Source organism: Duganella rhizosphaerae, assembly GCF_040364205.1.
GTDB lineage: Bacteria > Pseudomonadota > Gammaproteobacteria > Burkholderiales > Burkholderiaceae_D > Rugamonas > Rugamonas rhizosphaerae.
In genome coordinates this window covers 128825-150379 of the sequence record NZ_BPWK01000011.1, presented here as the reverse complement: position 1 = coordinate 150379, position 21555 = coordinate 128825, and the positions used below count along the sequence as shown (strand labels likewise).

14 protein-coding genes are annotated in these 21555 nt (G+C 65.4%); 4 read left to right on the top strand and 10 right to left on the bottom strand.

The annotated features are described in order from the left end of the window. Nucleotides 1–4: 4 nt before the first annotated feature. From RUGAMON1_RS22330 to RUGAMON1_RS22320, 3 genes are all read right to left on the bottom strand, one after another. Nucleotides 5–2878, bottom strand: a complete 2874-nt coding sequence (locus RUGAMON1_RS22330) for a type VI secretion system Vgr family protein (RefSeq protein WP_445232659.1) — start codon at nucleotides 2876–2878, stop codon at nucleotides 5–7. Between the two features lie 164 nt (nucleotides 2879–3042). Continuing rightward, on the bottom strand, nucleotides 3043–5613 hold the full coding sequence (gene cphA / locus RUGAMON1_RS22325) for a cyanophycin synthetase (RefSeq protein WP_445232604.1): 2571 nt from the start codon (nucleotides 5611–5613) through the stop codon (nucleotides 3043–3045). 27 nt (nucleotides 5614–5640) lie between these two features. Further along, entirely contained in the window at nucleotides 5641–7806 is a 2166-nt protein-coding gene (locus RUGAMON1_RS22320; RefSeq protein ID WP_445232603.1) for a cyanophycin synthetase, read from the bottom strand. A gap of 261 nt (nucleotides 7807–8067) precedes the next feature. Here RUGAMON1_RS22320 and RUGAMON1_RS22315 point away from each other — a divergent pair, with 261 nt between their 5' ends. Together RUGAMON1_RS22315 and RUGAMON1_RS22310 are read left to right on the top strand one after the other, a co-directional pair. Next, complete coding sequence (locus RUGAMON1_RS22315; protein ID WP_445232602.1) at nucleotides 8068–10341, top strand: cyanophycin metabolism-associated ABC transporter; 2274 nt, start codon at nucleotides 8068–8070, stop codon at nucleotides 10339–10341. Nucleotides 10342–10353: 12 nt separating this feature from the next. Further along, nucleotides 10354–10821 carry a cyanophycin metabolism-associated DUF1854 family protein gene (locus RUGAMON1_RS22310; protein ID WP_445232601.1) on the top strand — a complete coding sequence of 156 codons (468 nt, stop codon included), beginning with the start codon at nucleotides 10354–10356 and terminating at the stop codon, nucleotides 10819–10821. A 7-nt stretch (nucleotides 10822–10828) separates the two neighbouring features. Here RUGAMON1_RS22310 and RUGAMON1_RS22305 read toward each other — a convergent pair whose 3' ends face one another. The 3 genes from RUGAMON1_RS22305 to RUGAMON1_RS22295 are packed head-to-tail and all read right to left on the bottom strand — an operon-like array spanning nucleotide 10829 to nucleotide 14153. Next, nucleotides 10829–11452: a 2OG-Fe(II) oxygenase gene (locus tag RUGAMON1_RS22305; protein ID WP_445232600.1), complete on the bottom strand. Its 624-nt coding sequence runs from the start codon at nucleotides 11450–11452 to the stop codon at nucleotides 10829–10831. Nucleotides 11453–11507: 55 nt separating this feature from the next. Next, nucleotides 11508–12542: a hypothetical protein gene (locus RUGAMON1_RS22300; protein WP_445232599.1), complete on the bottom strand. Its 1035-nt coding sequence runs from the start codon at nucleotides 12540–12542 to the stop codon at nucleotides 11508–11510. A 39-nt stretch (nucleotides 12543–12581) separates the two neighbouring features. Beyond that, nucleotides 12582–14153, bottom strand: coding sequence for an oleate hydratase (locus RUGAMON1_RS22295; protein WP_445232598.1), 1572 nt, complete (start codon nucleotides 14151–14153; stop codon nucleotides 12582–12584). A 211-nt stretch (nucleotides 14154–14364) separates the two neighbouring features. Between RUGAMON1_RS22295 and RUGAMON1_RS22290 the strand changes: the two genes are divergently transcribed. Both RUGAMON1_RS22290 and RUGAMON1_RS22285 read left to right on the top strand, forming a co-directional pair. Further along, nucleotides 14365–14640 carry a hypothetical protein gene (locus RUGAMON1_RS22290; RefSeq protein ID WP_445232597.1) on the top strand — a complete coding sequence of 92 codons (276 nt, stop codon included), beginning with the start codon at nucleotides 14365–14367 and terminating at the stop codon, nucleotides 14638–14640. A gap of 35 nt (nucleotides 14641–14675) precedes the next feature. Continuing rightward, nucleotides 14676–14945: a hypothetical protein gene (locus RUGAMON1_RS22285; protein ID WP_445232596.1), complete on the top strand. Its 270-nt coding sequence runs from the start codon at nucleotides 14676–14678 to the stop codon at nucleotides 14943–14945. A 30-nt stretch (nucleotides 14946–14975) separates the two neighbouring features. Here RUGAMON1_RS22285 and RUGAMON1_RS22280 read toward each other — a convergent pair whose 3' ends face one another. The 4 genes from RUGAMON1_RS22280 to RUGAMON1_RS22265 are packed head-to-tail and all read right to left on the bottom strand — an operon-like array spanning nucleotide 14976 to nucleotide 21528. Next, nucleotides 14976–16268: a sugar MFS transporter gene (locus RUGAMON1_RS22280; RefSeq protein ID WP_445232595.1), complete on the bottom strand. Its 1293-nt coding sequence runs from the start codon at nucleotides 16266–16268 to the stop codon at nucleotides 14976–14978. A gap of 21 nt (nucleotides 16269–16289) precedes the next feature. After that, nucleotides 16290–18827 (bottom strand): glycoside hydrolase family 3 protein, encoded by a 2538-nt coding sequence (locus RUGAMON1_RS22275; protein WP_445232594.1) that lies wholly within the window; start codon nucleotides 18825–18827, stop codon nucleotides 16290–16292. A gap of 30 nt (nucleotides 18828–18857) precedes the next feature. Beyond that, complete coding sequence (locus RUGAMON1_RS22270) at nucleotides 18858–20222, bottom strand: GH1 family beta-glucosidase (RefSeq protein ID WP_445232593.1); 1365 nt, start codon at nucleotides 20220–20222, stop codon at nucleotides 18858–18860. A gap of 4 nt (nucleotides 20223–20226) precedes the next feature. After that, nucleotides 20227–21528: a glycoside hydrolase family 5 protein gene (locus tag RUGAMON1_RS22265; RefSeq protein WP_445232592.1), complete on the bottom strand. Its 1302-nt coding sequence runs from the start codon at nucleotides 21526–21528 to the stop codon at nucleotides 20227–20229. Between the last annotated feature and the right edge of the window lie 27 nt (nucleotides 21529–21555).

Below are 21555 nucleotides of genomic sequence, written 5' to 3'. Positions count from 1 at the left end.
ATCCTCAACCTTCCACCAGCGAGAACGGCGAGCCGGATTTGGCGGCGTTGCGCTTGCATTTCTTGCAGATCGAACGCGGCAGCGGCGGCAGCGCATAGCCGAGCTTCTCCGGCCCGGCAAAATTCTTGGTCCCGGCATGAATGGTGATCTTGCCCGGACACTGCACCGTAATATTGCCGCCGTCGATGGTGATGTTGGCGCCGCCCGCCGTCGACAGGCTGATGCGCTTGGCCGCCGCCCAGTCGACATAGGCATTGGCGCTGACCAGATTGATGTCGTCGCGCGCCTGTACCTTCAGTTCATCGGCCTGCGCCTGGATGTCGATGGCGTCCTTGGCCGCGATCAGCTGCACGCCGACGCCCTGCTCGCCCGCCTTGACCGCCCCGCCCAGCACGCCGATGGCCTGGCCGCTGTGCAACCGGAACTGGCCGCCGCTGGCGAACTGGCTGTCGCCGCCGCTCATCAGCGTCAGCGTTTCGCCGTTGGCCAGTTGCAGCCCTTGCCCGGCCGTCACGCCCAAACCGTTCCTGGCGGAGATGGCGATGATGGCCGAACTGCTGTGCGGCAGCTTGCCGTCGCCGGGGCTGCTGTCCTTGCTCGATGCATCGGCCTGCGCCGCATCCAGGCTGGCGTCGCCGACCATGCCGGACACCGCCGCCAGCATCGCCTTGAGCGGCGCCGACTTCTCATCGAGCACGCTGGCATCGGCCTTGCCGCCGCCGAGATGGCTGGCGTAGGCCACGGTCTCATGCGTCTTGGCCGCCTCGCTGAAGGTCTCGCCCAGCTTGACGGCCTGCTTCATCAGCGCGATGCCGGCCGTGTTGTCGCCCATCGGCTCGCGCTCGCCGACGTTGTGGCTGACCTGGTAGCTCGTGAGCAGCAGACCCGCGCCGCCGCGCACCACGCCATAGGCATCGGTGCGCAGTTCGGCGCCCTGCCCGCGCAGGCTGCCGCGATAGTTGTCGGCGCTGTGGATCAGGTGACCCAGCGTCAGTTCGCTGGCGGCGTGCGTGGAACGCAGCTGCACGCGCCCCTGCGCGTCGGTGTCGTCGAACAGCAGCTGGTTGTAGCCCGCGCCGCCGAACTCCTTGCTGCGCACGCCCCACTGGGCCGCGCCGTTGCGGTGGCCGGCGCTGTCGCCCGATGCACCGTGCCACGGCGGACTGTTGCCGCCGGCCAGATTGCCCTGGGCCGATACGCCGTGGTCGTGCGCCGGATCGAACACGGCGGCGCTGCCGTTGTCGGCCGCCACGCCTGGTTCGCCGCCCGGTGTGCGCGGCACGCCGCCCTCGCCCTGGCCGTTGTACAGCGCGCCGACGATGATGGGGCGGTCGATGTCGTTCTCGATGAACTGCACCAGCACTTCCTGGCCGATGCGCGGCAGGAACTGGCTGCCCATGCCGCCGCCGGCGGAGCGCTGCGCCACGCGCACCCAACAGGTGGCATTGGTGTCGTCCTGCCAGTGGTAGCGGATACGCACGCGGCCGAGCGCGTCGCAATACAGTTCGTCGGCGCCGCTGGGCTGGTCGCCGCCGTCGGCGCCGACCACGATGGCGCTCTGGCTGCCGCGCGCGGTCGGCTTGGCGTGGTGGCGCGCGGAGCGGTCGTCGGACATCGGCCGCCATGGCAGTTCGGCCGGCAGCGCTTCGAAGCAGTTGGCGTAGCCGCTGTCGCGCGCCTGCTGCAGCGCCAACGCGAATTCGTCCGGCAGCTTCGCCGAGCGGTCGATGGCGACTTCCTCCAGCAATTCGGGAATCGGGCCGAACAGCTCGGCCAGGCCCTGCCGCGCCGGCGCCGGCAGGTTGTTGATGCCGACGCTGAGCACGCGCAGCACCACGTAGGCCGGGCTGTCGTCGCCAGCGAGCGGGCCTTGCGTCAGCGTGAAGCGGGTGCCGGCGCGCAGCGTGCGCACGGTCGAGCGGGCCTGCCACAGGCGGCCGTCCGCTTCGTGGGCCTGCATCTGCAGACTGGCGTAGCGTTCCGCCTGCGCGGCGTCGGTGTAGAAGTACTGGCCGGGATGGTCGTAGCTCTCGACCATCGGCGCCTTGCCGCCGCCAACCGGCAGACGGGTCGGTGCGCTGGCGGCAGTGGATTTCTTGGCCTTGTAGTCGTAGCTGAGCACCGACACCAGACTGGCGTGCAGGCGGCGGTTGGCGCGCAGCGACTGGATCGTGTCCTGGCTTTCGCCGACGCGCGCGGCGTGGTAGCGCAGGCCGCCGCCGGCCGCGCTGCTGGCGTCCTCCGGCACGGCGCTGTCCTGCGTGCTGTCGGCGAACAGCACCATGCAGGCGCCGTCCGGCGTGTCCTCGAAGCGCCAGCCCAGGCCTTCCTCGCCGAGCAGGCGCAGGATGAAGTCGTGGTCGGATTCGCGGTACTGGCAGCAGTAGCTGCGCGGCGTCACCTGCTCCATGAACGCGGCGACGTCGCCGCTCCAGCGCCAAAGCGCGTCCGGCGCGTAGCCGCCCAGTACAGCGTCGACGATGTCGGTGACGCTGCTGTCCTGCCATACGCGGCTGTTGCGCACATGCCGCAGGCGCGACAGCCACGGCGTCAGGCGCAGGCGGTAGCGCGCCAGGCCGCCTTCGCTGCCCAGCATGCCCGCCTGGCTCACGTGACCACTGAAGCGCGCGCGGCTACCGTCGGCCAGGCTCACTTCCAGCACGGCGTGCTTGCCCAGCAGGCTAGCCAAGTCCAGATGGGCGCTGGGCGAGAGCGCGATGATGTCGCGTTCGCCCACGCCCTGCAGCGGGTCGTCGGCAAAGAAGGCTTCCACCATCAGGTCGTCGGGGTTGGCGCCGTCCACCGTCAGCGCGTAGAGGCGGCGTTCGCTGGAGAAGCCCGCCAGCGACGCGCGCACTTGCTCCAGCACTTCGGTCATTTGCATGCTCAATCGGTATAAATAGAATTGCTGATTTGGCATTATCCCATTGACCGCAGGAATCCCGCGCCCGATTGCAATGTCACGAAATGTCACAGGATCGGGGCGAAAAAAAACCGGCCAGCAGGCCGGTGTTCACGCGGGGCGCCAGGCCTCACGGGTTTTTATGCCTCGGCGATGCGCTTGGCGATGTGCGCCAGCGCGTCCTCGACCTGGTCGACCAGGATCAGGCACAGGTCGCCCTCTTTCAGGCGGCCCAGGGCGGTGTCGATGGCGAGGAACTCGCCGTAGATTTCCTGGATGTGCGTGGTGCGCGGGGCGCCGTTCAGGCCCGAACGCAACAGGCCCACCACTTCGCCGTCCACGCGGCCGCGCTGGCAGGCGTCTTCGTAAAGGATCACGTCGTCGAAGGCGCGGCCAAGGATCTGCGTCTGCTGCGTGATGTCCTGGTCGCGGCGGTCGCCGGCGCCGGAAATCACCACCGAGCGGCGCTTGGCCGGCATGGTCTCCACCGCCTGCACCAGCGCCAGGATGGCGTCCGGATTGTGGCCATAGTCGGCGATCAGCGTCGCGCCCTTGTAGTCGAACACGTTGAAGCGGCCCGGCGCGTTGTCCGAATCGTTGGCGAAGGTTTTCAGGCCGAGGCGGATCGCGTCCCAGCTGATGCCCACGCCCCACGCGGCGGCGACCGACGCCATCACGTTCTCCACCTGGAAGCCGATGGCGCCGTTGCGGGTGATCGGCACTTCCGACAGCGCGATGCGCTGCGCGTTCTTGCCTTCGGCGGCGACCACATGGCCGTCTTCCACGTACACGGTGCGGCAGCCTTGCGCCAGGTGCGTGGCGATCACCGGATGGCCACGTTCGGCGCCGAAGAAGATCACCTTGCCGCGGCAGGTGGCCGCCATGCCGGCGACGATAGGATCGACCGCGTTCAGCACCGCGAAGCCGCTCTCGGAAACGTTCTGCACGATCACGCGCTTCAACACGGCCAGGTCTTCCACCGTGGTGATGTAGTTCAGGCCGAGGTGGTCGCCGCTGCCGATGTTGGTGACGACGGCAACCTGGCAACGGTCGAAGGCCAGGCCTTCGCGCAGCACGCCGCCGCGCGCGGTCTCGAACACGGCCGCGTCGACGTCCGGGTGCAGCAGCACGTTGCGCGCGCTGCGCGGGCCGCTGCAGTCGCCGCTGTCGGTCTGGCGGCCTTCGATGTAGACGCCGTCGGTGTTGGTCATGCCGGTGCGCAGGCCGCTGGCGGTCAGCAGGTGGGCGATCAGGCGCACGGTGGTGGTCTTGCCGTTGGTGCCGGTGACGGCCACCACGGGAATGCGGCCGTTCTCGCCCGGCGCGAACATGGTGTTGACGATGGCTTCGCCGACCGCGCGGCCCTTGCCGAACGACGGCGCGATGTGCATGCGCAGGCCGGGAGCGGCGTTGACTTCGACCACGCCGCCGCGCTGGTTCTCGATCGGTTGCAACACGCCGTCGCAGACCACGTCGACGCCGCAGATATCGAGGCCGATCATCTGCGCCGCTTCCACCGCGCGCGCCGCCACTTCCGGGTGCACGTCGTCGGTGACGTCGGTGGCGGTGCCGCCGGTCGACAGGTTGGCGTTGTTGCGCAGGATGACGCGCTGGCCCTTGGCCGGTATCGAATCGGCTTCCAGGTCTTGCAGCGCCAGGCGCGCGAGGGCGATGTCGTCGAAGCGGATCTTGGTCAGCGAGGTCGAATGGCCGCTGCCGCGGCGCGGGTCGGCATTGACGATGTTGACCAGTTCACGCACGGTGTGCACGCCGTCGCCCACCACCTGCGGCGGATCGCGGCGCGCGGCCGCCACCAGCTTGTTGCCGATGACGAGCAGGCGATAATCGTGGCCCGGCAGGTAGCGCTCGACCATGATGTCGTCGCGGAATTCCTTGGCCGTGTGGAAGGCCTTCTCCAGGTGCTCCTTCGACATCACGTTGACCGTGACGCCCTTGCCCTGGTTGCCGTCCTTGGGCTTGACCACCACCGGCAGGCCGATTTCCAGCGCGGCCGCCCAGGCGTCTTCCGCGTCTTCCACCGAGCGGCCGATAGGCACCGGCACGCCGGCCGCGTGCAGCAGCTTTTTGGTCAGTTCCTTGTCCTGCGCGATCGATTCGCCGATGGCGCTGGTGCTGTCCATTTCGGCGGCCTGGATGCGGCGCTGGCGCGAGCCCCAGCCGAACATCACCATGCTGCCTTCGGTCAGGCGGCGGATCGGAATGTCGCGCGCGACGGCGGCGCTGACGATGGCGCCGGTGCTCGGGCCCAGGCGCACGTCTTCATCCAGGTCGCGCAGTTCGTTCAGCGCGCCGGTCAGGTCGAACGGGGTGTCGGCCAGGGCCGCGTTGATCAGGTTGTGCGCCAGCGTCATCGCCAGGCGGCCGACCGCTTCTTCGCTGTACTCGACCACGGTTTGATAGATGCCGTCTTCCAGCGTGGCCGTGGTGCGGCTGAAGGTGACCGGGCAGCCGGCCTGCGCTTGCAGGCTCAATGCCGCCACTTCCAGCACGCGCGCCAGCGGCACGGCGTCGGTGTGGCCGGTGGTTTGCAGGGCGCCGATGGCGGGAAAGCGCGCGTGCAGGCGCTGCTCGAAGCCGGGCAGCGTGGCGATCGACTGCTCCTCGGGCGGGCACGATACGATCACTTCCACCGCCGTGTGGTGGCTCCAAAGATTCGGGCCGCGAAGGGCGCGGGTGCGGATGACTTCCATAAATCTGCTTGTTCTTTCCGTGATGTATCAGTGATGAGTTCGCTTTGGGTTCGCATCAAACGTGCGCAGGCCGGCGCCGATCAGCTCCGGCGACAGGCCCAGCGCCCAGCCGGCGGCGATCGCGGCCAGCACGGCTTCCGGCGGCACCAGCGGCGACAGCGGCAGGCTGGCGACATCGTCGTAGCCTTGGGCCAGCACGATGCGGTCGGTACGCTGGAACACCACGCGCTTGCCGTCCTGGCGGTGTTCGGCGATGGCGGCCAGGTGCTCGTCGACGCCGTAGAAGATCACTTCGCCGTCGCACAGGTCGGCCATGTCGACCACTTGCGCGTCGGCGGCGTTGAGCACCGCCACGCCGCTCGGCAGGATGACGTCGACCTGGGTGCGCAGCACGCCGTACAGCTTGTCGTGGCTGTCGATGTAGAACTCGCCGACGTCTTCAAAGTCGCTGACGTCGGTGACCACGCCGACCGCGCACTTGTCGTAGGCCAGGCCTTCGGTCAGGATCATGCGGGCGCTGGCTTCGAACACGCCGGCTTCGACATTTTTATTCAGCAGCAGCCGTTCGCCGGTTTCCCAGTCGCTGAAGCCGTCGCGCGGCAGCAGGCGGCCGTTGACGAACAGGCCGTCGGCGCAGGCCAGGCCGACCTTCTTGCCGCTGATTTGCAGCAGCCAGGCGATCAGGCGCGAGGCCATGGTGGCGCCGTGCTTGCCGGTGATGCCGACGATCGGCATGCGGCCGCCTTCGTCCGGCGCGAACAGGTGGTCGACGATGGCTTCGCCGACGTTGCGCGGCTCGCCGCTGGCCGGCTTCAGGTGGGCCAGCAGGCCCGGGCTGGCGTTGACTTCGATGATGGCGCCGCCCGTTTCGTGCAGCGGGCGCGAGATGTCGGAGGCCACCACGTCGATGCCGGCGATGTCCAGGCCGACCACGCGCGCGGCCAGCGTGGCCATCGCGGCCACTTGCGGGTGCACCTGGTCGGTGACGTCGAAGGCGACGTTGCCGTTCGGCTGGATCAGCACTTTCTGGCCGTCCTGCGGCACCGAGTAGGCGGTCATGCCCTGGCGCTCCAGCTCCAGGATGATCTCGGCGCCGTGTTCAGGCGCCAGCGCGTTCAGCGGCGAGTCTTCGGTGGTGCCGCGGCGCGGATCGGTGTTGATCTGGTCGTCGACCAGCTCGATGATGTTGGATTTGCCGTCGCCGGTGACCCACAGCGATTCGCCGGCGGCGGCGGCGATCAGGCGCTTGCCCACCACCAGCAGGCGGTGTTCGTTGCCGGCGATGAAGCGCTCGACGATCACGCTCTTGCTGTCGCCCTTGCGCGCGGCCAGCGCGTAGGCGGCGGTGACGTCGGCTTCGGTCATCAGGTTCAGCGACACGCCGCGGCCGTGGTTGCCGTCGTACGGCTTGACCACCACCGGCACGCCGATGTCCTGCGCCGCTTCCCACGCCGCTTCGGCGCTGGTGACCAGCTCGCCTTCGGGCACGGGCACGCCGCACGAGGCCAGCAGCGACTTGGTCAAGTCCTTGTCGCTGGCGATGCCTTCGGCGATGGCGCTGGTCTCTTCGGTTTCGGCGGTCCAGATGCGGCGCTGCATGGCGCCGTGGCCCAGCTGCACCAGGTTGCCGTCGGTCAGGCGGATCGATGGGATCTTGCGCACGGTGGCGGCGTCGACGATGTTGGCGGTGCTCGGGCCCAGGCACACCGACTCGACCAGGTCGGTCAGGTCGATGATGGTGGCGGCCAGGTCGTAGGGTTTGTCTTCGATCATCGCCATCAGCAGGTCGCGGCCGGCGGCCAGCGCGGCGCGCCCCACCTGCTCCTGGCGGGTGCGGAAGGCCATCTTGTACAGGCCGGTGCCGTCGCCGATCTGGCGCGTCTTGCCGAAGCCGGTTTTCATGCCGGCCAGGTTTTGCAGTTCGAGCACCACGTGTTCGAGGATGTGGCCGGCATACGTGCCATCGCGCAGGCGCTCCAGGAAGCCGCCGTGCTCGCCCACGCCGCAGCGGTGGACGATCAGCCCCGGCAGGATCGCGGTCAGGCGCTCATACAAGCCAGGCAACAAATTCGAGGGAAATTTCTCCAGTTCGCCAATGTCCAGCCACGCCTCGATCACCGGGCGATAGGTCCAGATGTTGGGTCCGCGCAAATGGGTTACGCGGAGAACTTCTATGTCTTTCTTCTTGGTCATGTTTCTATTCTTGTATCTTTGTTATCAGCCGTGGCCAGCCCGCGCCGTATTTTAACCTCTGTACCACCGCCTGCGGCCAAATTGCATTTGGCCCACCCTGCGCGTGCGTTATACTTGCCGCCAACAAAACACTGGTTATTCTTGATTTCTGTCAAGGATGTAACCAATGACAGAATACCGTAAATAAAGCACTTATATCAGCCGCAACACCTACTAGTTCCACCTTTGTTCCACCTTTTCGCCACCGGAGTACGCAGCACGATGACAACAGAACAACTTTCCTCCAACTCCAGCCAGAGCGAGCTTCCTGAACGCTGGCGTTCCGAGATACAGGCACAACTTTCCCAAGGGGAAAACGTTGTAAGTGCCCTGGAGGTTGACCTGGATGAACAACTTCGTTTTTCCAAGGGGATAATTCTCGTCACCGAACGCGGCGTGCTGGCGCGCGCGCCGGGCCGCAGCGACTGGCAACGTTGGCCTTTCGCTAAGGACTTGGCGCTGAAGCACCACGACCACGCGGGCGTCGGCCATCTGGAGCTGGTCGACAACGGCGGCCGCCTGGGCGCCTGGCGCTTCACGTTGGGCCAGAACCTGCATGCGATCCGCCTGGTCGAGCAATTCGGCGCGCACCGCGACAGCCATGCGCTGGGTGTGCCGGTGGCGCGCGAGGAAAAGAATGTCTGCCCGAGCTGCAAGGCGCCGCTGGAGCCGGAACAGGAAGAGTGCCCGATCTGCACCAAGGTGGTCTACACGCCGCCGTCGACCTGGACCTTGTTCCGCCTGTGGCGCTTCGCCAAGCCGTACAAGCTGCCGCTGGGCTTCGGCTTCGCGCTGATGCTGCTGTCGACCGGCGCGCACATGATCCCGCCCTACCTGACCATCCCGCTGATGGACAAGGTGCTGATCCCCTACCAGAACGGGCAGCCGGTCGATGCCTCGCTGGTGGCGCTGTACATGTCCGGCCTGGTGGCGTCGGCGGTGCTGGCGTGGGTGCTGGGCTGGGGCAAGACCTATGTGCTGGCGCTGGTGTCGGAGCGCATCGGCGCCGACCTGCGCACCGAGACTTACGACCACTTGCTGCGGCTGTCGCTGGAATACTTCGGCGGCAAGCGCACCGGCGATTTGATGTCGCGCATCGGCAGCGAGAGCGACCGCATTTGCGTGTTCCTGTCGCTGCACTTGCTGGACTTCGCGTCGGACTGTCTGATGATCATCATGACCGGCGTGATCCTGTTCTCGATCGATCCGTGGCTGGCACTGTTCACGCTGCTGCCGCTGCCGTTCATCGCGTGGCTGATCCATGTGGTGCGCGACCGCCTGCGCACCGGCTTCGAAAAGATCGACCGCGTGTGGGGCGAAGTGACCAACGTGCTGGCCGATACCATCCCCGGCATCCGCGTGGTGAAGGCGTTCGCGCAGGAGTCGCGCGAAGCGTCGCGCTTCCGCACCGCCAACAAGCACAATCTGGCGGTCAACGACAAGCTCAATAAAATCTGGTCGCTGTTCTCGCCGACCGTGTCCTTCCTGACGGAGCTGGGCTTGCTGGTGATCTGGGTGTTCGGCATCTACCAGGTGTCCAAGGGACATATCACGGTCGGTGTGCTGTCGGCCTTCATCGCCTACTCCAGCCGCTTCTACGGCCGCCTGGATTCGATGAGCCGCATCGTCTCGGTGACGCAGAAATCGGCGTCGGCCGCCAAGCGCATCTTCGACATCCTCGATCACGTGTCGTCGGTGCCGGAGCCTGTGAACCCGGTCAAGCTGGCCAAGGTGGACGGCAACATCACCTTGCGCGAAGTGGGCTTCCGCTACGGTAACCGCGCCGTCAACCGCGGCATTTCGCTCGACATCAAGGCCGGCGAGATGATCGGCCTGGTGGGCCATTCGGGCTCCGGCAAGTCGACGCTGGTCAACCTGATCTGCCGCTTCTACGATGTATCGGAAGGCGCGATCATGCTCGACGGCGTGGACATCCGCTCGTTCGCGGTGTCGGACTATCGCCGCAACATCGGCCTGGTGCTGCAGGAGCCGTTCCTGTTCTTCGGCACCATCGCCGAGAATCTGGCCTACGGCAAGCCGGAAGCGACGCGCGCCGAGATCATCGCCGCCGCGCGCGCCGCGCATGCGCACGAGTTCATCCTGCGCCTGCCACAGGGTTACGATTCGATGGTGGGCGAGCGCGGACAGGGCTTGTCCGGCGGCGAGCGCCAGCGCATCTCGATCGCGCGCGCGTTGCTGATCGATCCGAAGATTTTGATCCTCGACGAGGCCACGTCCTCGGTCGACTCCGAGACTGAAAAAGAAATCCAGCGCGCGCTGGAAAACCTGGTGCAAGGCCGCACCACGATCGCGATCGCGCACCGCCTGTCCACACTGCAGAAGGCGGACCGCTTGGTGGTGCTGGACCGCGGCGTGGTGGTGGAAGAAGGTCCGCACGACGACCTGATGGCGCGCGAAGGCGCCTACTTCCGCCTGTATCAGGCGCAGGCCCGCAACGTCGACACGGATCTCGACGACAGCGGCAGCAAAGAATAAGAGAACAAGAATATGACGACGAATTTTAATTTGACACGCAATCCCTTCGGCCGCCTGGTGCTGACCACGGCCGAGGGCGAAGTGCACGAGAGCGTGGCGCCGGTGCGCGCCTTCCCGGTGCAGGCGCCGGACGACGGCATCGCGCTGGTGAGCACCGACGGTAAAGAGGTGGGCTGGATCGACCGCATTGAGGACTTGCCGGCGGCCGTGGGCCAGCTGGTGCGCGAGGAGCTGGAGGGGCGCGAGTTCATGCCGGAGATTGCGCGCATCAACAGCGTGACCAGTTTCGCCACGCCGTGCACCTGGTCGGTGGCGACCGATCGCGGCGACACCGAGTTCGTGCTGCGCGGCGAGGAAGACATCCGCCGCCTGACGGTGGACACGCTGCTGATCTCCGACATCCACGGCATCCACTACCTGATCCGCGACGTGCGCGAACTGGACAAGCACAGCAAGAAGATCCTCGACCGCTTCCTGTAAGCGTAATTTAGTGCGGCCGGCGGCGGAACCAGCCGGCCAGCGACAGGCGGTCGTGCGTGGCCGGCAGCACTTCATGCGGCATGTCGGCCGACATGAACAGCACCAGCCGGCTGCCCATCGGCGCGATGTCGCAGGTGGGCGCGTTCAGCGGATGCACACGCAGCGCGCCGCCCTGCTCCACTTTCCAATCCGGGTTCAGATAGATCACCACCGAGACGGTGCGCAGGTCGTCGTCGCGAAAGCGGTCCAGGTGCTTGTGGTAGGCAGCGCCGGGAGCGTAGTGCGCGAAGTGGCTTTCGTAGCTGTCGAGGCCCAGGAAGAATTCCCGGTTCAGCGCCAGGCGCAAGCTCTCCATCACGGCCAAATAACTATCGCAGGCTGCGGACTGACCGGCCTCCAGCCACAGGATGCGGTCGCCGCGGATATCGCTGCGCACCGCCTGCGCTGTTCCGCGTCCGACGGCGGCCAGCGCCAGCACGCCGGCGGCCGCACCGGCGCGGCATTCGGCGGCCAGGGCCAGCGTCAAATCATGGGATAAAAACAGGTTCTGCTGCGACCAGCCATGCAAGGCCAGTCCATCGAGTGTCAGTTGATGCAGGCCATCGGCGCTGGCGGGGAGTTCATTGGGCATAAGACTCCTGGTGAGCGGCCATGGTAACACCCATGCGCGAAAATTGATGGGTGTTCTAGCCTGATTTCGCCAGCCGGGCGCGCACGGCGTCGATGAAGGCGTCGGGCTTGTCGAGGCTGATGCAGATGCGCTCGACTGGCTGTGCGCGGCCGAAGGCATTGAGTAATTTGCTACCGGGCTTCAGGCGCAGCTCCACGTTCATGCTGCCGAACTGGCGGTAGCGCAGCAGGCCGCGCTGGCGGCGGATGTCGTTGCTGCAGCGGGTCACCGATTCGATCAGATGGTACGGCACCGCGCGGTCGGAGGCGAACACGCCATAGCGTATCAGGATCGCCTTCTCGTCCAGCGACACCGGCCGCCACTGGCTGGCCCGGTACTCCGCCACCAGGTACAGCACCGACCACACGCTGAGCACATCGACCACCCACGCGAACACCGGCCGCATCGCCACCAGGTGCAGCATCAGGTGCGACAGCGGCATCTCGAACAGCATCACCATGATCAAGGCGAACTGGTTGGAGACGTTGCCGTCGTTCTTGTCGTAGCTGAAGTGCTGCTGGCCGGCGAAGCGCAGCTGCTCGCCGCGCCGCATGAACAAGCCGTAGTACCAGATCCGCGCCTCGAACAGCGCGAACGGCGCGAAGCCGGTGTCGGCGAAGCGGCCGTGGATGGCGCTCGCCAACGCCTCGTCGGCGTTGCCGCTCAGGCGCATCAATGTCTTGATCCGGCGCACCATGTACACCAGCAGGAACAGCTCCAGCGCCCCCTGCGCCACCGCCAGCAGCGGCCAAAGCCGCTCGATGCCGCGCCACAGGTCCTTGCTGCCGTCGGGGATAATCAGGCTGCCGAAGGCGAATCCGGCCATCGCAAACACCAGCCATTTAAGCAGGAAGGCCTTCCACGACGGGCGAAACATGAAGTAGAACAGCAGCGGGAAGGTCACCAGCAGATCGCCCAACAAGGGCCAGTCGACCATGTTGCGGCCATAATCGTTGGCGATGAACGGCACGCGGAAGTACGCATAGTGCGCCGACATGGTCAGCAAGACGATCAACGCGAACCAGTGTTTCCTTCCGATGCCGGCAATCATGGACACTCCCCGTGTGGTGGACACGGAGAGTATAGCCGTCTATTTGAAAGCTTTCACGAGCGCGTCCAGTTTCACTTTCAGCGACTGGTCGTGGTGGCTGACGGGCGGCACTTCACGCTTGATGTCGAGCAGCTGGTACACCGCCATCTGCGCCGCCCGCACCGAGTATTCAACGGTGAACACCACGTCCTCCGCCACTTCAACGAACTGGCTGACAAAGGCCAGGTTGCGCGAGTTGGCCGGCACCGGCAGCGGACGGTCGCTCTTAAAGCGCGGCATGAACATGCTGGTGATATAGGGCATGCGGCATGGGATGCAGTTGGCCTTGGCCATGATCTCCATGTCGAAATTCAGATGGCCGCACAGTTCGCGCAGGATCTCCTCGCCGGTGCAATCGGCCATGGGCTTGGCGACGAAATTGCCGACGCGGTCCGGGTGCAGTGCATAGCCCCAGAACACCTGCACGCCTTCCGGCTGGCCGGCGAAGTGCGGCTGGTGGGCCAGCACGATCGACATCAGCCAATTCGAATCCTTGAACGTCACCAGCCCGCCGGTGCCGGCGACGTTACCGCTGAACTGCTCCATCTTGTCGAAGAAGGCCGGGTCTTTCAGCGTGACCGTGAACGACTCCCACCACGATTCCGGGATGCTGGCATTGAAGGCCGCAGGATTGCCGAACTGCGGACGGTCCACCGCCAGCTTTTCCCACAAGGCCCAACCCTGGCTGTCGCGCTTGTCCAGCTTGGGCGGCGCGCTGTGCATGCTGCCGAAGCTGGAGGCGTCGGTCATCGATCCGTTCTGGAAGAACACCAGGTCGTGCGGGGCGACGGCGATGGTCGTGGCCTCGCCGTTGCGGGTGCATTTCAACGCGGTCGCGGTCAGCGTCCCGCCCTCCTCCAGCAACTCGATGTCGTCGACCTTGCAGTTGCGGACGATCTGCACGCCCTGTTGTTGCAGCCAGTGCTGCAAAGGCCGCACCAGCGAATCGTACTGGTTGTAGACGGTGCGCTTGACGCCAGCCAGCGTTTCGATGCGCGAGAACTCCATCATGAAGCGATGCAGGTAGCGCTTGAACTCCACTGCGCTGTGCCACGGCTGGAAGGCGAAGGTGGTGGCCCACATGTACCAGAATTTGGTGTCGAAGAATTCCGGCGACAGCCAGTCGGTGATGGCGCTGTTGCCCAGTTTTTCTTCGTCGGCTTCGGCCAGCGCCAGCAGCTCGGTGCGGTCCTGCATGCTGAAGCCCATCGACGTCACGTTGACGCGGAAACGGTTGCGGTCGACCAGGCGGGCCTGCGAGTGCGATTTGTGCATGTCGTTGAAGGCGACGGTTTCGTCGTAGACGCTCTGGCCTTCGTGCTCCAGCGAGGGGATGCTCTTGAACAGCTCCCAGGTGCATTCGTAGTTGTCGGTGGTGAGCATGCGGCCGCCGCGCAGCGTGTAGCCGGTGTCCGCGTTGCCGCCGCCATCGAGGCTGCCGCCGGCCAGCGGCATCGCCTCGAAGATGGTGATGTTGCGGCCCTCGACGCCGCCGTCGCGGATCATGAAGGCGGCTGCGGACAGCGAACCGATGCCGCCGCCGACCAGATATGCTTTGATGGTATTGCTCATGGCAGTGCCCTTTTCGTGAAAACAAGTTGCCATGATAGTGCGGGTCGTCTTGTCAAAAATGCCGCACGTTACCCAAAAGCACCATATCCATGCGCCAGATCAAAAATCCAAAAATATATCCGCCGGCTCTGCGTACCGGGCGATTTGTGCAAAGTCAAAGGTGGTGTGTCGCGTCGTACTAGACTCTTAGAGACTACTCAAGGAGACATGTATGAAAATGATAGTCGTAGTAAATGAGAAGGGGCAAGTAGTCGCCGCGGCGCATGCCGCACCTGAAGTTGCGCCGGAAACATCTGATCCCGGCGCGTCTCCATCCGGCGGATCGTCATGCGGTTTGGGCGCGCTCCCCGGCCAGAGAGTCGAGGTTGTCGAAGTTCCTGAACAACTGAAGGCGCTCAATCCCGAGCAGCGCCTGCGCGCGATGCTCGATCACCGACTTCCACCTGGTTCCGACGTTCTTGAACACTCACCACGGGCCAAAAAGTAGGTTCGTGTTCGTCGTCATTTTGGAAAGGACTTCTTATGGCATTCAATAACGTACAACCAAGCGATGGCCCCTTCAGCATCGGTTCGGAGCCCGTTCGCGTTTGGCTTACATTGGGGAACAGCGAGGATTTTGGCGCCCAGTGGATTATGGCAAATCCCATCGCCCCCGGCAGCCTCGAAGTTTCAAATTTCACCAAAGAAAAAAGAATACGGGTGCCAAACGCTCTTGACGTGATCTATTGGGTCACCGTGAACAATGATGGCGAAGACACCTTGTTTAACATCCAGGGGGGCGGGAACGTCTGACGACGTTCCACACAAGCCCCCCCGGCAGTTTTACTCTTCCGCCGAATACATGCCGGCGTATTTCAGGCCGAAGTACAGGATGAAGGTGTAGCAGGCCGCCGGCACCAGGAAGGACATCTGCAGGCTGATGGTGTCGGCCAGCAGGCCTTGCGCGAACGGCACCAGTGCACCGCCGACGATGGCCATGCACAGCACGCCCGAACCCTGGCCGGTCAGTGGACCGAGCTTGTTCAACGCCATCGAGAAGATGGTCGGGAACATGATGGAGTTGAACAGGCCAACGGCCAGCATCGCCCACATCGCCAGCTTACCGCCGGTGAAGATCGCGATCAGCACCAGCGCGATCACCGCCGCCGAGTTAAAGGCCAGCGCCTTGCCCGGGCTAACGTAGCGCATCACGGCGAAGCCGATGAAGCGCCCCACCATCGCACCGCCCCAGTAGTAGCTGACGAAGGGCGCCGCGTCGGCCGGCGACAGGCCGGCCACTTTCGCATCGCCGATGAAGTTGATCATGAAGCTGCCGATACTGACTTCGCCGCCCACGTACAGGAAGATCGCCACCGCGCCCAGCACCAGATGACGGTGTTGCAGCACGGCCGACCAGCCGGCGCTTTCGCCGTTAGCCTGTTCGGCGTCGACGATCTTCGGCAGGCGCGCCAGCGCGAACAGCACCGCCAGCGCCAGCAAGGCCGCCGCCAGCACCAGATACGGGCCTTGCACGCTGGCCGCCTGGGTCGTATGGTAGGCCGCCAGCTGCTCGGTGGTCAGCTTGGCCATGTCGGCGGAGCTCATCACGCCGCCGGCCAGGATCAACATGCCGCCCAGCGCAGGCGCCACGGTGGTGCCCAGCGAGTTGAAGGCCTGGGTCAACGTCAGGCGGCTCGACGCCGTCTGCGGATCGCCCAACACCGTCACGTAAGGATTGGCCGCCACCTGCAGGATGGTGATGCCGCCCGCCAGCACGAAGAAGGCGATCAGGAACAGCGTGTAGCCGCTGGTCGCCGCCGGGTAGAACAAGGCGCAACCGGCGGCCGCGATGGTCAGGCCGGCGACGGCGCCGTTCTGGTAGCCGATTTTCCGGATCAGCATGCCGGCCGGCAGCGAGACGATGAAGTAGGCGCCGAAGAAGCAGAACTGCACCAGCATCGCCTGCACATAGGTCAGCGTGTAGACCGCCTTCAGGTGCGGGATCAGCACGTCGTTCAGGGAGGTCAACAAACCCCACATGAAGAACAGGATGGTGACGATGATCAGCGGACCGGTATTGCCGCCGGTCTGCGTCTGGCCGCCCGACATCGGGACGGCTGGGGAATATTGTTCCATGCTTTGAGTGTCTCCTGATTGTTATTTAAAGTCGCCGCACGCCAGCGCATCCTTGTCTTTGGCGGCGCCGCCAACGATCTGGATGTTGGCGAAGCTCGCGGCGAACGGCGCATCGGCGGCCACGCTGAACGGCGTGCTCAGTGCCGCCAGCGACAGTCCCTTGGCGCTGAAGCAGGCCAACGGGATTTTAACCGTCTGCTTGCCCTTGCCCGCCAAACGCTGGAACACGGCGCTGGCGTCCAGCTCCACCGTTTCGATGCCGACGCTGACCTTGCCCTGCGGCGCAGCCGACACGATAGCATCAAATTGCAGCGCGCCGTCGGTCGAAGCGAAGGCCGGCAGCTTGTGCGCCTTGGCCGCTTGCGCCTCCAGCTTGGCGGCACCGGTCCAGGTGAGACGCTTGGCGTCCTGCTGGGTGTTGATCTGCGCGGTTTCGACGGTGACGGTCGGCAGCTTGAAGACGGCGTTCAGGTCCGCGCCCAAGGCCACGCGCTGGCCGCCGCTGTGGACATACAGCGCATAGGTCGAACGGTCGGCCGGCGCGTACACCGGTACCGCGCTGGTCTTGCCGCAGCCGCCGGCCGGATAGCTGGCGTCCAGCAGCGGCAAGGCGCCCTTGCTTGCCGCAGTTGCATACGTCAGGCCGTAGCCGTACTTGAACAGAGGATCGTAGGATGCGTCGCCGACGTTCAGCGGTGACTGGCAGGCCGACTTCGGCCACGAGAACGACAGCTTGCCGTGGAAGTCCGCATTGACCTTGCCGTCCGCTTTGCGGAACAGCACATCGGAGACGCCCTTGCCTTCGGTGCCAGGCAGCCAGGCCGAGACGAAACTGTCCGACAGGTTGAGCAGATCGTTGACGAACAGCGGACGGCCCGACATCAGCACCGTCACCACTGGCTTGCCCTTGCCCGCCACCGCCTGCAATACCGCCAGGTCCTCGGGATGGCGGCCGGACAGGCGCAGCGTGCCCGATGGGCCGATATCGCCGTCGCCTTCCGCATATGGCGTCTCGCCGATGACGGCGATGACGGCGTCGAACTTGCTGACGTCGACGCCGGCGGCGTTTTCGCTGAAGGTGACGTTGTCCTTGCCGGCGGCGTCCTGGATACCGGCCAGGATGGTGTCGCTGAACGGGTAGTCGCTGTTCTTGTTGTCGGTGCCCTGCCAGGTCAGCGACCAGCCGCCCGATTGGTTGGCCATGCTGTCGGCGCTCTTGCCGACCACCAGGATCTTCTTGTCGCGCGCCAGTGGCAGCAAGCCGCCGTTGTTCTTCAACAGCACCAGCGATTCGCGCACCGCCTGGCGCGCCAGCGCGCGCTCCTGCAGCAGCTCCTGCTTGCCGGCGTAGATGTTCTGCGATGGCTTCTTGCCGTCGAACAGGCCGGCGCGCAGCTTCACGCGCAGGATGCGGGTGACGGCGTCGTCGATGCGCGACCTCGGGATCTCGCCCTTCTCCACCTGCGCGATGGTGTTGGCGATGAAGGCCTTCCAGTGTTCCGGCACCATCACCATGTCGACGCCGGCGTTGATCGAGGCGGCGCAGCTGTCGTTGGCGCAGCCCGGCACTTCGGCGATGGCGTTCCAGTCGCTGACCACCAGGCCGTCGAAGCCCATCTTGGTTTTCAGCGCGTCGGTCAGCAGCTCTTTACTGCCGTGCATCTTGCCGTGGTCGACGCCGCCCTTGACGTCGTTCCAGCTGTTGAAGGACGCCATCACCGTCTGCACGCCAGCTTGCAGCGCCGGGTAGTAGCCCTGGGCGTGGATGTTGATCATGTCCGACATCGTCGACTGGTTCTCGCCGCGGTCCTTGCCTTCGGCCGTGCCGCCGTCGCCGATGAAGTGCTTGGCGGTGGCGACCACCGTGTTATCCGATTTCAGGTCGCCCTGCAGGCCCTTGACGTAGGCGCCGGCGTAGTCCTTGACGATGGACGGATCTTCCGAGAAGGATTCGTAGGTGCGTCCCCAGCGGTCGTCGCGCACCACGGCCAGCGTCGGCGCGAACACCCAGTCGATGCCGGTGGCGCGCACCGCCTTGGCGACCGACTTGGCCATCTCGCCGATCAGCTTCGCGTCGCGCGCGGCGCCCAGGCCGATGTTGTGCGGGAACAGCGTGGCGCCGTACATATTGCTGTTGCCATGCATGGCGTCGATGCCCCAGATGACGGGGATCTGCACCTTCATGTCGGTGCCCATCGAGGCGTCGTAGTAGGCGTCGGCCAGCTTGACCCAGTCGGCCGCGCTGGCGTGCTTGTTCCCGTCCGGCCAACTGCCGCCGCCGTTGAGCACCGAGCCGATGTAGTACTTGCGGATGTCGTCCGGCGTGCTGAATTTGATTTCCGGCTGCGTCATCTGGCCGATCTTCTGCGCCAGCGTCATGCCGGCGACGATCTGCGCGATGCGCGCCTCCATCGCTTTGTCCTGCTTGACGGCGCTGGTGATGTGCGGCCAGTCGGCCAGCGGCTTGGCGGCCGGCGCGGCGGCGGTTGCCATGGCGCCGCCCAGCGCCAGCGTGGCGGCCAGCACGGCGCGGCGCAAGATGTAGTTATTGGTCTTCATTCGGTACTTGTCTCCGTTGTTGATGGTGTTTTATGCGTCGCGCAAAAAGCCGCTGTACCACTGGCCGCTTTGCTTGAGGATGCGGCGTTGCGTCGGGTAGTCGATATAGGTCAGGCCGAAGCGGCGCAGATAGCCTTCCGCCCATTCGAAGTTGTCCAGCAGGCTCCAGGCGAAATAGCCCTTGATGTTGCCTCCTGCGGCGATGGCGTCGCGCACGGCGGCCAGATGGCGGATCAGGTAATCGCGCCGCGCCGTGTCGTTGACGGCGCCGTCGGCGTCCAGGTGGTCGTCGTAGGACGAACCGTTTTCGGTCACGTACAAATCGCCGGTCGGATAATCGCGCGCCACGCGCTCCAGCAGTTCGACCAGGCCTTGCGGCGACACTTCCCAACCGAAGCCGGTGCGCTGGCGATCCTGCGGATAGATGATGGAGGTCCGCAGCGGATACTGGTCCGGCGCGTCCTTCACCACCTCGGGGAAGTAGTAGTTCACGCCGAGGAAATCCATCGGTACGGCGATGGCTTCCATATCGCCCGGCAGCACCTGCGGCGCGTCCCGGCCCACCAGTTGCAGCGCCAGCTCCGGATAGCCGCGGCCATACAGCGAGTCGAGGAACCAGCGGTTGCGCAGCGCGTCGTGGCGCTGCACGGCCTCCTGGTCGGCGGCGCTGTCGCTGGCGGCTTTGACCGGGTGCAGGCTCAGGGCGATGCCGACCTTCGCGCCCGGCACGTTGGCGCGTATCAGCGGCACCGCCAGGCCGTGCGACACCAGCACGTTGTGGCACACCTGCAGCGCCAGCGGCAGGCTCTTGTTGCCCGGCGCGTGCATGCCGTCCCAGTTGCCGTGCATGGCCGTGCACCACGGCTCGTTGTGCGTGATCCAGTGCTGCACGCGGTCGCCCAGGTACTTGCTGATCACATCGGCGTAGCGCAGGAAGGCGTCGACGGTGGCGCGGTTGGCCCAGCCGCCCTGGTCTTCCAGGTACTGCGGCAGGTCCCAGTGATACAACGTGCACCACGGCTGCAGGCCGCGCGCCAGCATGCCGTCCACCAGCTTCGAATAGAACGCCAGTCCCTTGGCGTTCGGTTCGGCATCGACGCCGTTGAAGATGCGCGGCCAGGCGATCGAGAAGCGGTAGGAATTCAGGCCCATCGACTGGGCCAGGTCCAGGTCTTCCTCCCAGCGGTGATAGTGGTCGCAGGCGACGGCGCCGGTGGAGCCGTCGCGCACCTTGCCCGGCGTTTCGCTGAAGGTGTCCCAGATCGACGGCACGCGTCCGTCCTCCGCGGCGGCGCCCTCGATTTGATAGGCCGATGTCGAAACACCCCACAGGAAGTCGCTGGCAAAGTCGGAACGCTGGATCGCCGTAGGCAGGTCGGTAAGAATCATGGTCATGGTTTTAGTTTTTGTGTGCGAAGGGAGTGGGCGGTACGGTGGCGTTCATCCATTTGATGACGGTTTGCTGCGGTTCATACGGCACGCTGCCGAACAGGCGGAACAGGTTTTCGATCTCGGCCAGCGAGGCTTTGTTGAAGTCCAGCTTGGGGATGCGGGCGCCGGGCGCGTTGGTCACCATGCCCCAGGTGCCCTTGCCCTGCCCGCCCTGGTTGGACAGCAGCTTGTAGGACCAGGCGGTCGAGGCCCAGCCGTTGGCGACATAGGTGTCGTAGCTGGCGCGCGTGACCTGGCCGCCCAGCTCCGCCCCCATGAAGGCCCACGGCTGGAACTCGCCGATGAAGTAGGCGGTGTCCAGCTTTTGCTGCTGCGCCTTCCAGGCGCACACGCCGCCTTTGCCAGCAGGGCCGCATTGCAGCCAGTCGCGGTGCACGGCGGCACCCGGCTTGCCCCAGCCGAAGTGGCCCGGATAGGGATGCATCTCGAACGCCACGTTGGACTGGCCATGCTCGGACGGTTTGCCGTAGGCCTCTATGCCCTTGCTGTGGCCCGGCAGGATGATGACGTGGTTGGGATCGACCTTGCGGATCTCGCGGTACAGCGTGCCCATGACGACGGCCAGGTTTTCCGGCGTCGTGCCCCACGGTTCGTTGAGGATGCTGTAGCCGGCCACCGCGCCGCGCTCCTTATAGCGGGCGGCGATCTGCTGCCACAACCAGATGGTGCGGGCCTGGTATTCGGGCGTGTCCCAGTACTGGTTCTTGCCGGCGCAGCCGCTGTGGTGTTCCCAGCCCTGCGAGCCGACAGCGCCGTGCAGGTCGAGGATCACGTAGATGCCGCGCTTCTCGGCTTCGTCGATGGCGTTGTCCAGGTAGTGCCAGGCGTCGGCGCGCAGCTGGCGCGGATTTTTTTCGTCTTCCAGCACGCTGTAGATGAAGGGCAGGCGCACCAGGTTCAGCTTCAGCTTGGGCAGCATGTCCCAGTCGCGCGCGGTGATCCAGTTGTCGCGGTACAGCGCATACAGGCGTTCGCGCTCGGCGTAGCCGAAACGTTTATCCAGCACCGCCTCCAGCTTGCATTGGTCGCCGATGCCGGCGCTGCCCTGGCCCATCATCCAGAATTCCTGGATCAGGTAGTTGCCCAGGTTGACGCCGCGCAGCGCCGGCGCGCTGCCGTCGGCCGCCCGCCAGCGCGTGCCCTCCGTGTGCAACATAGGCAGCAAAGGCGGCGCGCCCTGCGCCTCGGCGGCGCCGGCCAGCAAGGCTGTCGCCAGCCAGGCGGTGCTCAGCAATCGTGTTGTGACCATCCAGCGCCTCCCGTGTGTGGAATCGTT